16 protein-coding genes are annotated in these 12568 nt (G+C 65.7%); 9 read left to right on the forward strand and 7 right to left on the reverse strand.

The genetic code is table 11. The features are described from left to right. Position 1 precedes the first annotated feature (1 nt). Positions 2–277 (reverse strand): acylphosphatase, encoded by a 276-nt coding sequence (locus tag ACNFIA_RS04690; RefSeq protein ID WP_259753496.1) that lies wholly within the window; start codon positions 275–277, stop codon positions 2–4. Next, entirely contained in the window at positions 277–747 is a 471-nt protein-coding gene (locus ACNFIA_RS04695; protein WP_416783159.1) for a TlpA disulfide reductase family protein, read from the reverse strand. The genes ACNFIA_RS04690 and ACNFIA_RS04695 overlap by 1 nt, the downstream gene beginning before the upstream one ends. Positions 748–777: 30 nt before the next feature. Between ACNFIA_RS04695 and ACNFIA_RS04700 the strand changes: the two genes are divergently transcribed. Together ACNFIA_RS04700 and ACNFIA_RS04705 are read left to right on the forward strand one after the other, a co-directional pair. After that, positions 778–2187 carry a PilZ domain-containing protein gene (locus ACNFIA_RS04700; RefSeq protein ID WP_259753494.1) on the forward strand — a complete coding sequence of 470 codons (1410 nt, stop codon included), beginning with the start codon at positions 778–780 and terminating at the stop codon, positions 2185–2187. 185 nt (positions 2188–2372) lie between these two features. Further along, positions 2373–2768, forward strand: coding sequence for a hypothetical protein (locus tag ACNFIA_RS04705; RefSeq protein WP_416783162.1), 396 nt, complete (start codon positions 2373–2375; stop codon positions 2766–2768). A 4-nt stretch (positions 2769–2772) separates the two neighbouring features. On the opposite strand, the gene ACNFIA_RS04710 is transcribed toward ACNFIA_RS04705, so the two are convergent. Then, a complete protein-coding gene (locus ACNFIA_RS04710) occupies positions 2773–2967 on the reverse strand; it encodes a hypothetical protein (RefSeq protein ID WP_416783163.1) in 195 nt (64 codons plus the stop codon). Between the two features lie 158 nt (positions 2968–3125). Then, the gene (locus tag ACNFIA_RS04715; RefSeq protein ID WP_259753491.1) at positions 3126–4355 is read right to left on the reverse strand and encodes a YihY family inner membrane protein; all 1230 of its coding nucleotides are present in this window, start codon (positions 4353–4355) and stop codon (positions 3126–3128) included. A gap of 125 nt (positions 4356–4480) precedes the next feature. Here ACNFIA_RS04715 and arsC point away from each other — a divergent pair, with 125 nt between their 5' ends. From arsC to ACNFIA_RS04735, 4 genes are read left to right on the forward strand one after another with little or no spacing between them, the layout of a single operon-like run. Continuing rightward, complete coding sequence (arsC, locus tag ACNFIA_RS04720) at positions 4481–4834, forward strand: arsenate reductase (glutaredoxin) (RefSeq protein ID WP_416783165.1); 354 nt, start codon at positions 4481–4483, stop codon at positions 4832–4834. Further along, positions 4831–5427: an NAD(P)H:quinone oxidoreductase gene (wrbA, locus tag ACNFIA_RS04725; protein WP_259753489.1), complete on the forward strand. Its 597-nt coding sequence runs from the start codon at positions 4831–4833 to the stop codon at positions 5425–5427. The genes arsC and wrbA overlap by 4 nt, the downstream gene beginning before the upstream one ends. Continuing rightward, on the forward strand, positions 5428–5847 hold the full coding sequence (locus ACNFIA_RS04730; protein WP_259753488.1) for a DUF2069 domain-containing protein: 420 nt from the start codon (positions 5428–5430) through the stop codon (positions 5845–5847). It begins immediately after the preceding gene. Between the two features lie 3 nt (positions 5848–5850). After that, entirely contained in the window at positions 5851–6528 is a 678-nt protein-coding gene (locus ACNFIA_RS04735) for an alpha/beta fold hydrolase (RefSeq protein WP_259753487.1), read from the forward strand. Positions 6529–6541: 13 nt separating this feature from the next. On the opposite strand, the gene hda is transcribed toward ACNFIA_RS04735, so the two are convergent. Further along, on the reverse strand, positions 6542–7246 hold the full coding sequence (hda, locus tag ACNFIA_RS04740; protein WP_024764559.1) for a DnaA regulatory inactivator Hda: 705 nt from the start codon (positions 7244–7246) through the stop codon (positions 6542–6544). A 145-nt stretch (positions 7247–7391) separates the two neighbouring features. Further along, complete coding sequence (locus ACNFIA_RS04745) at positions 7392–8432, reverse strand: DUF2066 domain-containing protein (RefSeq protein ID WP_416783168.1); 1041 nt, start codon at positions 8430–8432, stop codon at positions 7392–7394. 211 nt (positions 8433–8643) lie between these two features. Between ACNFIA_RS04745 and purM the strand changes: the two genes are divergently transcribed. From purM to ACNFIA_RS04760, 3 genes are read left to right on the forward strand one after another with little or no spacing between them, the layout of a single operon-like run. Further along, entirely contained in the window at positions 8644–9705 is a 1062-nt protein-coding gene (gene purM, locus ACNFIA_RS04750) for a phosphoribosylformylglycinamidine cyclo-ligase (protein ID WP_207885055.1), read from the forward strand. Then, complete coding sequence (gene purN, locus ACNFIA_RS04755) at positions 9705–10355, forward strand: phosphoribosylglycinamide formyltransferase (protein WP_416783170.1); 651 nt, start codon at positions 9705–9707, stop codon at positions 10353–10355. The genes purM and purN overlap by 1 nt, the downstream gene beginning before the upstream one ends. A gap of 10 nt (positions 10356–10365) precedes the next feature. Beyond that, on the forward strand, positions 10366–11082 hold the full coding sequence (locus ACNFIA_RS04760) for a DUF3108 domain-containing protein (RefSeq protein WP_259753483.1): 717 nt from the start codon (positions 10366–10368) through the stop codon (positions 11080–11082). A gap of 428 nt (positions 11083–11510) precedes the next feature. Here ACNFIA_RS04760 and ACNFIA_RS04765 read toward each other — a convergent pair whose 3' ends face one another. Next, positions 11511–12446, reverse strand: coding sequence for a DUF2167 domain-containing protein (locus ACNFIA_RS04765; RefSeq protein ID WP_259753482.1), 936 nt, complete (start codon positions 12444–12446; stop codon positions 11511–11513). Between the last annotated feature and the right edge of the window lie 122 nt (positions 12447–12568).

Raw genomic sequence — 12568 nt, forward strand, 5'->3', positions numbered from 1 at the left:
CCTAGCGGCGAACGATGAAGCCGGTGATGCCCTGGGGCGTCATCGGCTCCAGCTCCACTGCGGCCACCTTGGCCTTCACCGGCCCTCGCGCCAGCCACTTCTCCAGCTCGCGCACCGCATCGTCCTCTCCCTCGATCAACAGCTCCACGCGCCCGTCGTCGAGGTTGCGTATCCAGCCGTCGATATCCAGGCGCTCGGCCTGTTCCTGCGTGCTCTGGCGGTAATACACGCCTTGCACCTTGCCGCTGATGTAGCCGTGCAGACAGATCCTGGCCATCACTGCTTCTCCTCGCGCAATGCGCTCAAGCGCGCCTGCACGCCGGGGGCGGTCTGCTCGCCGAGCAACTGCTCGCGCATCTTGCCATCAGGGTCGACGATATAGGTGACAGGCAGCGCGTCGCTGCGTGGCAGGCCCAGACGCTGCGCGGGGTCGTCGGCCAGCACGGTGTACTGCACGCCCAAGGCCTGCGAGGCCTTCGCCAGCTCAGCATCGCGCAGCCCGTCGAAGTTCACCCCCAGCACCCGGAAGCCCTGCGTCTTGCCCTGTTCCGCCAGCTGGTTCAGCTCGGGAATCTCCTTGCGGCATGGCGCGCACCACTCGGCCCAGTAATTGATCACTAGCCACTGGCCATCTACCTTCGCAGCGGGTACTTTCTGTCCATGCTGATCGGTGCCATAGTCCGCCGAGCAACCGGCCAGGATCAGGCCAGCCATCACGCCCATCACAATACGGAGCCGCACTCCCATGCCTTCAATCCTCGTGTATGCGGGGTGGTCATGATGCTCGATGCCCTGCGCCTGGAGGTGCCGGACATCCTCGAAGAAGATGCCGAGGCAATGAGCAACCTGGCGGTCAGGCTTCAGGAATCGCGGCTTCAGCCCCTGCAGGAAGGTCTGCAGAGAGCCCTGGGCACGCTGTTCCGCCTCAACCGGTGCGCGCTGACCTTACTGGAAAGGCAACGCGCCCTGCAAAGCCTCAGCGAAGAATACCGGTATTACGAACGCCTGATCCGCCAGGAAAAGACGCCGCCGGCGCTGTTCGTACACTTCTGCAGCGAACTCGCCGCCGGCTTCAAGCGCCTGCTGCTGCAGATCCTCAACGGCCGCAAGCCATCGCGGCCGCACATGGCCTGGTGTCTATACATGGCCCAGCACTTTCTTGCCCAAGCCCTGCTGCGCCATTACCAGCAGTACCAGCAACCGCCGGGCAGCCTGTGGCGCGACAGCCATTTGCTGTACTGGATCGGCGAGCATCAGGACTGCCTGGACGAGCCGGTGGCGGCGGCGTTCGATCCCGTCCCGGCCGGCACCCTGCGCGGGCTCTACCAGCAGATACTGCTGCTGGCCCTGAGCAACCCGTTCCACCTGACCGAAGGCGAAGCACCGCAACTGTTCAGCGCCCTGGCGTCCCTGGCCGCGCTGGGCCGGCTGCTGCCGTGGGATGACGATGAACAGGAAGGCTTCGTGGTCGACCTTGGCTCGGACGAGCCCTGCCTCGCCGCCGAGCAGGCCGCCGATGCGCCGGCCGAGCAGCTGCGGCGCCTGGAGCTGGGCGCCCTGCTGATCGCCCTGCACGATCCGGCGCCGCTGCGCCGCCTCGAACAAGGCGCACTTCTGGAGCGCGTGCGCCACCACTGGCTCGGGCATCAGCCGCGTCGCCATGAGCGCGCCGAACAAAGCGGCACCTGCCGCGTCGTGGTGGGTCTCCCGGCAATCCAGCAGCACCTGCTGGACAGTTCGGCCAGCCCCTGTCGGGAAGCGGCGCTGATGGATGCCAGCCCTGGCGGCGCGCGCATCCTCTGTGCCGGGCAGCAAGCCGGACAACTGCCCGTCGGCCAGCTGCTGCTGATCCCAGGCAACGGCGGCACACCCACCCTTGCCGTGGTGCGCTGGCGGCATCTCAACAGCGATGGCCTGCACCTGGGGCTGCGTTATCTGAAAGGACTCCCTCGCCCAGTCTGGCTGCGCCGCGCACCGGACGCCCAGCGGCACCCCGGCGTCCTGCAGAGCACACCGGAACCGGGAAATGGCTGGTATCACGGGCTGTGGGTAGCCCAGGGGCAGTTCGTCGAAGGGGAGAACCTCTGGCTGCAGCTGGCCAGTTTCGACAACCAGACCATCCTGCCGCTGCCCGTCGCCAACCTCAGCACGCCCTTGGTAGCTCGCCACCCACTGCGCCTGGCCTGATTGTCGAATTTGGGAGAGAAGTCACAGGCAAGATCGGCAGTACGCCCGGATTGCCTGGCGCCCACCTTTTTATAATTCGAACGTTCGTTCTGACTTTCGGGACGATTCTCGCTCGCCGATCACTCAGCGACCTTCAGAATGCGCTTGGCGCCACGTACGCCGGCCTTCATCGACAGGACAGCCCGATGCAGCCCACAGACCAGCTTGTCAGCAAGGTACCCAGCCATATCGTCGCCAGTGCGCGGCCGGCCAATGCGGCCAATGGCGGGCGGCTGGCCGACTTCAACGTCGCGGTGTGGCTGCATCTGCCCGGCGTGGCGGACCTGCCGGTAACGCTGCTGCTCAGCTACCGCGATGGCGAGCGCAGCCGGGAGGTGGTGATCGACCATGGCACGGTCAACAAGCAGAGCCGCATCCTGCTGTCCGGGGTGGCGCGGCTGCCGTTCTCCCAGCGGATCGAAGAAGCGCAGATCAAGCTGCGCGCGGCCGTTCCCCTGTCGCGGGTCATCGCCGAGGAGGTCTTCATGCAGGCGGTGGAGCAGCAGGCAGGCGCGGCGCGCCCGGCCGTCACCAGCCTGTGACGCATCAGCCCAGCTGACGCACCAGGGTGTCGTCCGACGGCTGGGCCGCAACGGGTTCGGTGGTTTCCTGCGGAACGGACGGCAGGAGCGATTCGGGCCAGCTGCTGAAATGCAGACCAGTGATTCTATTCAACCGCTCCAGAGCGCTCGTCAGATCGCGCTGATGCAGGTGCACTACGTTGTTCTGGTCTTTTTTCATGGATTTACTGGCCCTGAAGGAACTTCTGAAGGACTCCTTTGTCCTGTCAGATCTATAGCCAGAAGTGTGCCAATTCTGAAATAGCGAGAATTGGTGCCCCGTCAGGACCAGTGCAACATCGCGCAAGCAACAGTTTCGCCGCAAACTGACGTTTTGCGTCACTCGGAATGTGACGGCTTCAACCATTTCGCCAGGCTGTCCCCGAACAGCGCCTCACGATCAGCCTGATAGCGCGCCAGCGTCTCGCGCAATTGCGCGTACCAGGGTTCGTCCAGCTGCGCCGGCAACGCCTCCAGGCACGGCAGTGGCCAGGGGCTGCGGTTGAGCAGGTGATGCAGGCTGTAGCTGCCCAGGTCGCGGCACAGCACCCAGGCGGCGGTGGTCGAACCGGCGCGGCAGACCAGTTGTTCGCCCTCCAGGAAGTCCAGCACCTCTTCCCACTCGTCCTCCGGCAACAGCCAGCCAGCGCGGTGCAGGTGCGCCAGGCGCGTCGGCAGGCCGTGGCGCTGGCGGTCGAAGAACACCCGCAGCACGCCCAGGATCACCAGCAGGCGCGGCATCGCCCGACGGCGCCAGAGGCGGGTCGAGGACAGGTTGCAGACCAGCTCCGCGCCGAACAGTACGATCAGCCACGACAGATAAATCCACAGCAGGAACAGCGGCACCGTGGCGAAGGCGCCGTAGATCAGCTTGTAGCCGGGGAAGAAGCTGACATAGAAGCCGAACAGCGATTTGGCCGCCTCGAACAGGATCGCGGTGAATACCCCGCCGGCCAGCGCGTGCAACACCGGCACCCGGGCGTTGGGCACCGCTGCGTAGATCAGCGTGAAGGCCGCCACGCTGGCCAGCAGCGGCATGAATTTCAGCAGCATCGCCGCCCCCGGCAGCGCGTGGGGGCCGGAGAGCAACGACAGTGACGTGATATAGGTCGACACCGCGAACCCCGTGCCCAGCAGCAGCGGGCCGAGGCTGAGGATCGCCCAGTACAGCAGGAAGCGGGTCACGCCCCGGCGTGGCTGGCGCACGCGCCAGATGGCGTTGAAGGCCTTCTCGATGGTCACCAGCATGGTAAAGGCGGTGACCGCCAGGAACGCCACGCCCAGCCAGGTGAGGTGGCGCGCCTGCACGGTGAAGTTGCGCAGGTAGGCCTCCACCGCCTCGCCGGTGGACGGCACGAAGTTGCGGAACACGAACAGCTGGATGCGCTCGCCCATGCCCTCGAAGGCCGGCACGGCCGAGAGCATGGCGAAGGTCACGGTCATCATCGGGACGACCGCGAACAGCGTTGTGTAGGTCAGGGCCGCGGCGCTGTTGGGCGCCTTGTCGGCGAGAAAGCGCTGGACCAGATAGCGGCCGAATTCGACCAGGCCCTGCAAGCGTTCGTGCATGAAGTGTCCTTTGGCTGCACCGAAAAAACCGTCCTCATGGATCACGGCGAACGACAGCGGTTCAGTCCAGTCCGAGGAGGCGGTTAGAATAGCCGCCACTTCATCGGCCTTGCGAGTCCCGGCACATGAGCCAGATTTCAATTTTCCACAATCCGCGCTGCTCCAAATCCCGTAGCGCCCTCGAACTGCTCGAAGCGCGCGGCATCCAGCCGGAGATCGTCCGCTACCTGGAAACCCCGCCCAGCGCCGCCGAGCTCAAGGCGCTGCTCGGCAAGCTGGGCATCGGTGTGCGCCAGCTACTGCGCACCGGCGAGGACGAATACAAGGAGCTGGACCTGGCCAACCCGGCGTTGAGTGACGACCAGTTGATCGACGCCATGGCCCGGCATCCCAAGCTGATCGAGCGGCCGATCGTCATCGTCGGCGACAAGGCGGTCGTCGGCCGTCCGCCGGAGAACGTGCTGGAGATCCTGCCTTGAGCACGCCCTACATCCTGGTCCTGTACTACAGCCGCCACGGCGCCACCGCCGAAATGGCCCGGCAGATCGCCCGCGGCGTCGAGCAAGGCGGCCTGGAAGCCCGCGTGCGCACGGTGCCGGCGGTTTCCACCGAGTGCGAAGCGGTCGCCCCGGACATCCCGGCCGAAGGCGCCCTGTACGCTACCCTGGATGACCTCAAGGACTGCTCCGGCCTCATCCTCGGCAGCCCGACCCGCTTCGGCAACATGGCGGCGCCGCTCAAGTACTTCCTCGACGGCACCAGCAGCCTGTGGCTGACCGGCGGCCTGGTGGGCAAGCCGGCCGCGGTGTTCACCTCCACCGCCAGCCTCCACGGCGGCCAGGAGACCACCCAGTTGTCGATGATGCTGCCGCTGCTGCACCACGGCATGCTCATCGCCGGTATCCCCTACAGCGAGCCCGCCCTGCTGGAAACCCGCGGCGGCGGCACGCCCTACGGTGCCAGCCACTTCGCCACGGCCGATGGCAAGCGAAGCCTGGACGAGCACGAAATCACCCTGTGCCGCGCGCTGGGCAAGCGCCTGGCCGACGTCGCGCGCAAACTGGAGAGCTGAATGGCCCGCAAGAACAAACCGCTGCCGCCCATGGAATGGCTCAAACCCCGGCTGGCCGCCAGCCGCGCGGTCGCCCTCGGCAGCTTCATCGGGCTGATCCTGCTCATCGTCCTCTGGGATGTGCTGTTCGCCGACGCCCACGGCGGCGCCCAATGGGTGCCGTGGGTGTTTCTCGGCTTCAAGCTGCTGCCGCTGCTCGTCGTAGCGCCGGGCATCCTGATCGGCAGCGCGCGCGGCCACGCCTGGGCCTGCTACGTGATCAACCTGTACTTCATCCTCGGCGTGCTCAACGCCTTCGATCCCAACCACGCCATCTTCGGCTGGGCAGAGATCATTCTCAGCGTGTCGCTGTTCTGTTCGGCGCTGATGTACACGCGCTGGCGCTTCCAGTACGACCGCAAGCTGGCTGGCGAGAACTGATCAGTGCGGTTGCTACTCCTGCCGGGTCTCAATGGTAGCAACCGCCTCTTCGCCCCACTGCTAGCCTGCCTCCCAGACAGCCTGCCGGTCGAGTGTCTCGAACTACCTGAGTGCGGGCCACAAGACTACCGAAGCCTGGCTGACTCGCTGTATCCCAGACTTGGAAGTGCCCCTTTCGTCCTGCTGGGGGAGTCATTCTCCGGCCCGCTTGCCCGGATGCTGGCTGGACGAAGGCCGATCGGGCTACGTGGCGTGGTCTTCGCGGCAACCTTTGCCAGCAAACCGAACCCGCTTCTCAGCCTTCTCAGATTGCTTCCCGTGCTGCCGCCATCGCTCCTCGCGCAGCGCAACCTGATTCGCCAGTTCTGTGCAGGGACAGACGCGCCAGAAGCGCTGGTAGCCCTGATCGCCGATGAAATCAGGCGCATGCCTGCCGCCTTGGCTCGCGCGCGTCTGACAGTTCTGGCTGACCTACGCAACACCAATGAACCGCTACCGTCTCCCTGCCTGAACCTGGTGCCATCCAATGATCGCCTGGTTACCAGCCGTGCACGCATCATGGCTGCTGACGGCTGCGGCACTATCAAAACGAAAGAAATCGACGGCCCGCACTTCCTCCTACAGAGCCGAGCACAGCCCTGCGCAACGGCCATCATGGGGTTTCTAAACGAGTTGAGCTGAAACCTGACGGTGTTTACCAGCCCATGGTTTCCTTGAGGAAGGGAATGGTCAGCTTGCGCTGGGCCTGCAGCGAGGCCTTGTCCAGCTCGTCGAGCAGGTCGAAGAGGAACTGCATGCTGCGCGCGCCGCGGGTGAGGATGAAGCGCCCGACTTCGTCGGTCAGGTGCAAGCCGCGGCGCGACGCGCGCAGCTGGAGGGCGCGCAGCTTCTCGTCGTCGGTCAGCGGGTGCAGTTGGAAGATCAGCGAGAGGGTCAGGCGGGACTTCAGGTCCGGCAGTTTCACGCCCAGCTCGCGCGGCGACACCGAGGCCGACAGCAGCAGCTTGCGGCCGGAATCGCGCAGGCGATTGAACAGGTGGAACAGCGCCTCTTCCCATTCGCGCTTGCCGGCCAGGGCGTCGAGATCGTCCAGGCACACCAGCTCGCGCTGTTCGAGGTTGTCGAAGATTTCCGGGCCATAGGCCACCAGGTCCGCCATGGGCAAGTAAACCGACGGCTCACCCAACTGTTCGGAACGAATGCACGCGGCCTGCAGCAGGTGGCTGCGGCCCACGCCCTCGGCGCCCCACAGATAGATCAGGCTTTCCGTCCACCCCGCCTCGGGCTCGCACAGACGCTCGACGTAGCCGAGCGCCGCGGCGTTGGCACCGGGGTAGTAGTTGGCGAACGTTGCGTCATCGCGCAGACGTACGCTGAGTGGGAGCTGCATAGGAGTCATGCCGGGCCGGGCGTTTCTTCAATCGCTTGGGGTGGGCCTTGGTGACTGAAAGTTTATCCAAATCAGAAGGATAACGCAGCTACCACGTGCGACTCAGAGCCGCCGGCGCCGGGAAGCGGGACTTTGCCCGCCCCCGCAGCGTTGATCACCAGCGGAAGCGCAGGGTGTTCTGCTTGGCCACGGCCGCGTTGGGCACCGGCTGGCCGTTGGCGTCCACCGCCGCTTGCGCCGGCTCCGCGGGGGCTTCCTGCAGGCGGGCCAGGCCCAATTGGGCGCGCAATTGTTCGGGGCTGGCGGTGACCTGGTACACCAGATTGCCGCCCTGCACCTCGACCAGCTTGGCGCCCATCGGCTCCAGCAGGCGCGACACTTCGGCGTAGCGCGCCAGGTCGGCGCCCTCGATCTGCAGGACCTGGGCGGACGCCGAGCCCGCCGAACCGACGAAACGCTGCGACAGGCGCTGCGAGACACCCAGCATCACCGCATCGGCCAGGGCGTCCGGCGTATCGCCCTGGGCTTGGCCCTGCTCGCGGCTGTCCCCCATCCACACGCGCCAGGTGGCGGTCCACTTGCCGTCGGCTTCCTTGGCGTCCACCGCCAGCAGGGCATCGGCACCGTAACGCTCGGAAGCGGCTTTCAACGCGTCCGGCTGGGCGGCGTTGAGGTTCTCGGCAGTGCCGAGTTGCTGTTCGCCAAGATCAGCCATCGGCAGGCGCAGCGGCAGGCCGCGGCGCTGGGCGGCGCGGTTCAGCGGCGCGGACGCTTCCTGGCTGTCGCCCACCAGGCTGCTGCCGCTGGCGCTTTCGTTCAGCCACCAGGCCAGCACGCTCGGGCGGCTGGCGCCCCAGACCGGCAGGCCGGCCTGGCGCAGGGCGTTGTCGGTGGCGGTCGGGTCGAAGTCCACCACCAGCGCCAGGGGCGGGCCGTCCTCGTAGCCGTACTGGCTGATCAGCTGTTGCGGATCCTTGAAGTACCCCGCCAGGGCCGGGTTCTGCGCAGCGCCGGTGTTGCCGGTCAGGCGCAGCACCAGGGTCTGCAGGGCGCGGGTCAGGCCGGCGTTGCGCTCGTCCGGCTGCTGGGAGGCGACCGGTTCGTGCACCTGGTAGAGGTTGCCCAGCGTTTCAGCAAAAGACGGCAGGCTGAGCAGCGACAGGCAGAGGATCAACAGGCGGGCGGTCAGACGCATGGCGGGCTCTCGCGGGAAAAATCAGAAATACCGACTGCTACGAGTCGGCAAGGAAGGCCTATACCTTAAACAGCCGTCCGGCCAGCAGCAACAGCGCGAGATGGCCGCTGCCGGGCAAGCCTGATAAAATCCCGCGCCTCCCGCGCAGGCCGGCAAGCGCGAACGGCGCACCGGCGGCAAGACGAATCATCCCTTCTATAGGCCTGGATTTATGAGCAACAAGCAACCCTCGTTGAGCTACAAGGACGCCGGTGTGGACATCGACGCCGGCGAAGCCCTGGTCGAACGCATCAAAGGCGTGGCCAAGCGTACCGCGCGTCCGGAAGTCATGGGCGGCCTGGGTGGCTTTGGCGCTCTGTGCGAAATCCCGGCCGGCTACAAACAACCCGTGCTGGTCTCCGGCACCGATGGCGTGGGCACCAAGCTGCGCCTGGCACTGAACCTGAACAAGCACGACAGCATCGGCCAGGACCTGGTCGCCATGTGCGTGAACGATCTGGTGGTCTGCGGCGCCGAGCCGCTGTTCTTCCTCGACTACTACGCCACCGGCAAGCTCAACGTCGACGTGGCCGCCACCGTGGTCACCGGCATTGGCGCCGGTTGCGAACTGGCCGGCTGCTCCCTGGTCGGTGGTGAAACCGCCGAAATGCCGGGCATGTACGAAGGCGAAGACTACGACCTGGCCGGCTTCTGCGTCGGCGTGGTGGAAAAATCGGAAATCATCGACGGCTCGAAAGTGGTCGCCGGCGACGCCCTGATCGCCCTGCCCTCCTCCGGCCCGCACTCCAACGGCTACTCGCTGATCCGCAAGATCATCGAAGTCTCCGGCGCCGACATCGAAGCCACCCAGCTGGACGGCAAGCCCCTGGCCGACCTGCTGATGGCCCCGACCCGCATCTACGTCAAGCCGCTGCTGCAGCTGATCAAGCAGACCGGCGCGGTCAAGGCCATGGCCCACATCACCGGCGGCGGCCTGCTGGACAACATCCCGCGCGTACTGCCGGACAATGCCCAGGCCGTCATCGACGTGGCCAGTTGGCAGCGCCCGGCGGTGTTCGACTGGCTGCAGGAAAAAGGCAACGTCGACGAGACCGAAATGCACCGCGTGCTGAACTGCGGCGTGGGCATGGTCATCTGCGTGGCCCAGGACCAGGTCGAGGCTTCGCTCAAGGCCCTGCGTGACGCCGGCGAACAGCCGTGGGTCATCGGCAGCATCGACGCGTGCGCCGCCGACGCCGAGCGCGTGGTCCTGAACAACCTGAAAGGCCACTGATGTCCACACCTTGCAATGTCGTGGTGCTGATTTCCGGCTCCGGCAGCAACCTGCAAGCCCTGATCGACAGTCTCGCCGGCGCTGACACGCCGGCCGTCATCCGCGCGGTGATCTCCAACCGCGCGGATGCCTACGGCCTCGAGCGTGCGCGCCAGGCCGGCATCGAGACCCGCTTCCTCGACCACAAGGCCTACGCCGACCGCGAAAGCTTCGACGCCGCACTGGTCCAGGCCATCGACAGCTTCGACGCCGACCTCGTGCTGCTCGCCGGCTTCATGCGCATCCTGAGCGCGGACTTCGTGCGTCATTACCAGGGCCGCCTGTTGAACATCCACCCGTCCCTGCTGCCCAAGTACAAGGGCCTGCACACCCACCAGCGTGCGCTGGAGGCTGGCGACGCCGAGCACGGCTGCAGCGTGCACTTCGTTACCGAGGAACTTGACGGTGGTCCACTGGTCGTACAGGCGGCAATCCCGGTAGAGTCTGACGACACGCCGGAAACGCTGGCGCAGCGCGTTCACGTGCAGGAACATGTGATCTATCCGCTGGCCATGCGCTGGTTCGCCGAAGGCCGGGTACGGCTGGGCGAACACGGCGCCATGCTGGATGGTGAGCTTCTGCCCGCCTCCGGCTATTCGTACCGAACCTAGGAGATTCGCGATGCGTAGAGCCCTGCTGTTCCTGATGGCAGTACTGACCCTGCCGGCCCAGGCTTTCGAGCTCAAGCCGTTCGAGGCCAGCTACACCGCCGACTGGAAACAGATGCCGATCAGCGGGACCGCTTCCCGCAGCCTCAAGCAAGGCGACGGCGGCCGCTGGGAACTGGATTTCAAGGCGTCCATGCTGCTCGCCAGCCTCACTGAAAGCAGCACGTTCAAGGTGGAAAACGACACCTACCTGCCGCTGACCTACCGCTGGGCCCGCGAAGGCCTGGGCAAGAACAAGCAGACCGAGCTCGATTTCGACTGGGCCGAGAAGCAGGTGCTGGGCAGCGACCGTGGCGACCAGGTGCGCCAGCCACTGAACAAGGGCCAGCTGGACAAGTCCACCTACCAGCTCGCGCTGCAGCACGATGTGGCCGTCGGCAAGAAGGCCATGAGCTACCAGGTGATCGAGGGTACCGACACCGATACCTACGACTTCCGCGTGCTCGGCGAAGAGAAGGTCCGCACCCAGGCCGGCCTGATCACTGCGATCAAGGTGGAGCGCGTGCGCGATCCCACCAAGAGCAACCGCAAGACCATCCTGTGGTTTGCCAAGGACTGGGACTTCCTCCTCGTGCGCCTGTACCAGCAGGAGTCCGACGGCAAGGAATACCAGATCATGCTCAAGGACGGCACCGTGGGCGGCAGGACCGTCCAGGGCGAGAAAGGCTGATCCTTCAGCGCAGACGAAAAGCCGGGCAGATGCCCGGCTTTTTCATTTCTGCGCCACGCACAAGACCGGACCTGTAGGAGCGAGGGGGCGCCCAGCTCTTGCTCGCGAACTGCTTGGTGCCGACGCCGCCGGAAACCACGTTCGCGAGCAGGCTCGCTCCTCCGTCGATAATCCTGCGCGAAGGCGCGCCCTCACCCTAGCCCTCTCCCAGAGGGAGAGGGAACCGGTCGGTGCAAGGTGAAACCATGGCGCCAGCCGGGCACGGTCTGCCCCCTCTCCCTCGGGAGAGGTCCGGGATGAGGGGACGCCCATTTCCTGCTCGCGAGCCGCTTGGCACCGACACCGCCGGAATCCACGTTCGCGAGCAAGCTCGCTCCTACCCACAACGAAAAAGCCGGGCATCTGCCCGGCTTTTCTTTAGCGGCGCATCAGCCTTCGTTCGACGGCTTGCGCTTGAAGCGCCGGGCGATCCAGCCGATGGCCAGGGCCGGGACGATCCACAGCTTCTTCAGCAGCACCAGCAAGGTGGCGAACAGGCCGACCTTGGCCGCGACCTTGCCGGCGATCAGCGCGCCCAGGCCATAGGCGGCGACCTTGTCGACGCTGGGGTTGAAGTCGACGTAGCGGTTGCCCGGGTTGAACTCGGTCATCGCCAGCACCTTGCCGACGTTCTTCTCGATCTCCGGCAGTTGCTCCATGCCGGCAACGAAGTTCAGCACCAGCACGCCTTTGCGGCCCAGCGCGCGGATGTTGTAGTTCAGCGTGTGCTCCTTGGCGTCACCGAACTGCAGCTCCTTGGCCCAGTACAGCTTCTTCTCGGCGGCATCGTAGTGCGGCGGCGCGGCCCAGCCGATCAGCTGGATCGCCTCGAAGCCCTGCTGCTCGCGCTGCGGATTGGCTTCCTTGAGGTCGTCCTGCATGTCCTTGAGCATTTCGGCGTAGTCGATCTTCGCCGCGTCCTCGTCGGAGACGTAACCGCTCTCCTCGTACTGCACGGTCACCGCCCAGGATTCCGCGGCAAAGGGCGATACACCGGCGGGCATCAGCATGCCCAGCGGCGGCTCGGCACTGGGCGGATTGCCCCAGGCCTCGAGGACGCGCTCGGCATCCTTGCCATCGAGGAAGACGAAATCGGCGGGCAGGTCGAAGGTCGCGAGGTTGTCGCCGACCACCACCTTGCCCTTCTGGAAGTGCAGGCTGGCGACGAAGGTCTCGGGCGACATCTCCTCGTCCGACTCGGCGGCCGCGGCAGGCGCAGTGGCGGCGGGCGCTTCGTTCTGGTTGGACGTGGCAGGCGCGGCGAATGCCGGTGCGGCAACGGCCTGGGCGAGCAGGGCAACGAGGAAAAGGGCTTTGCCATCCATGGGGAAAATCTCCTGAATCGAATCCATGACATCGGCGGCCAACGGGCGTGGCGCCGGACGCGAATTGTCGCATTCACATCGGATTCTGTAACAGGAATTTTCTGCTCATTCGGCACATGCGC

The sequence above is a fragment of the Pseudomonas sp. NY15437 genome (genome assembly GCF_048068435.1).
Lineage (GTDB): Bacteria > Pseudomonadota > Gammaproteobacteria > Pseudomonadales > Pseudomonadaceae > Pseudomonas > Pseudomonas nitroreducens_B.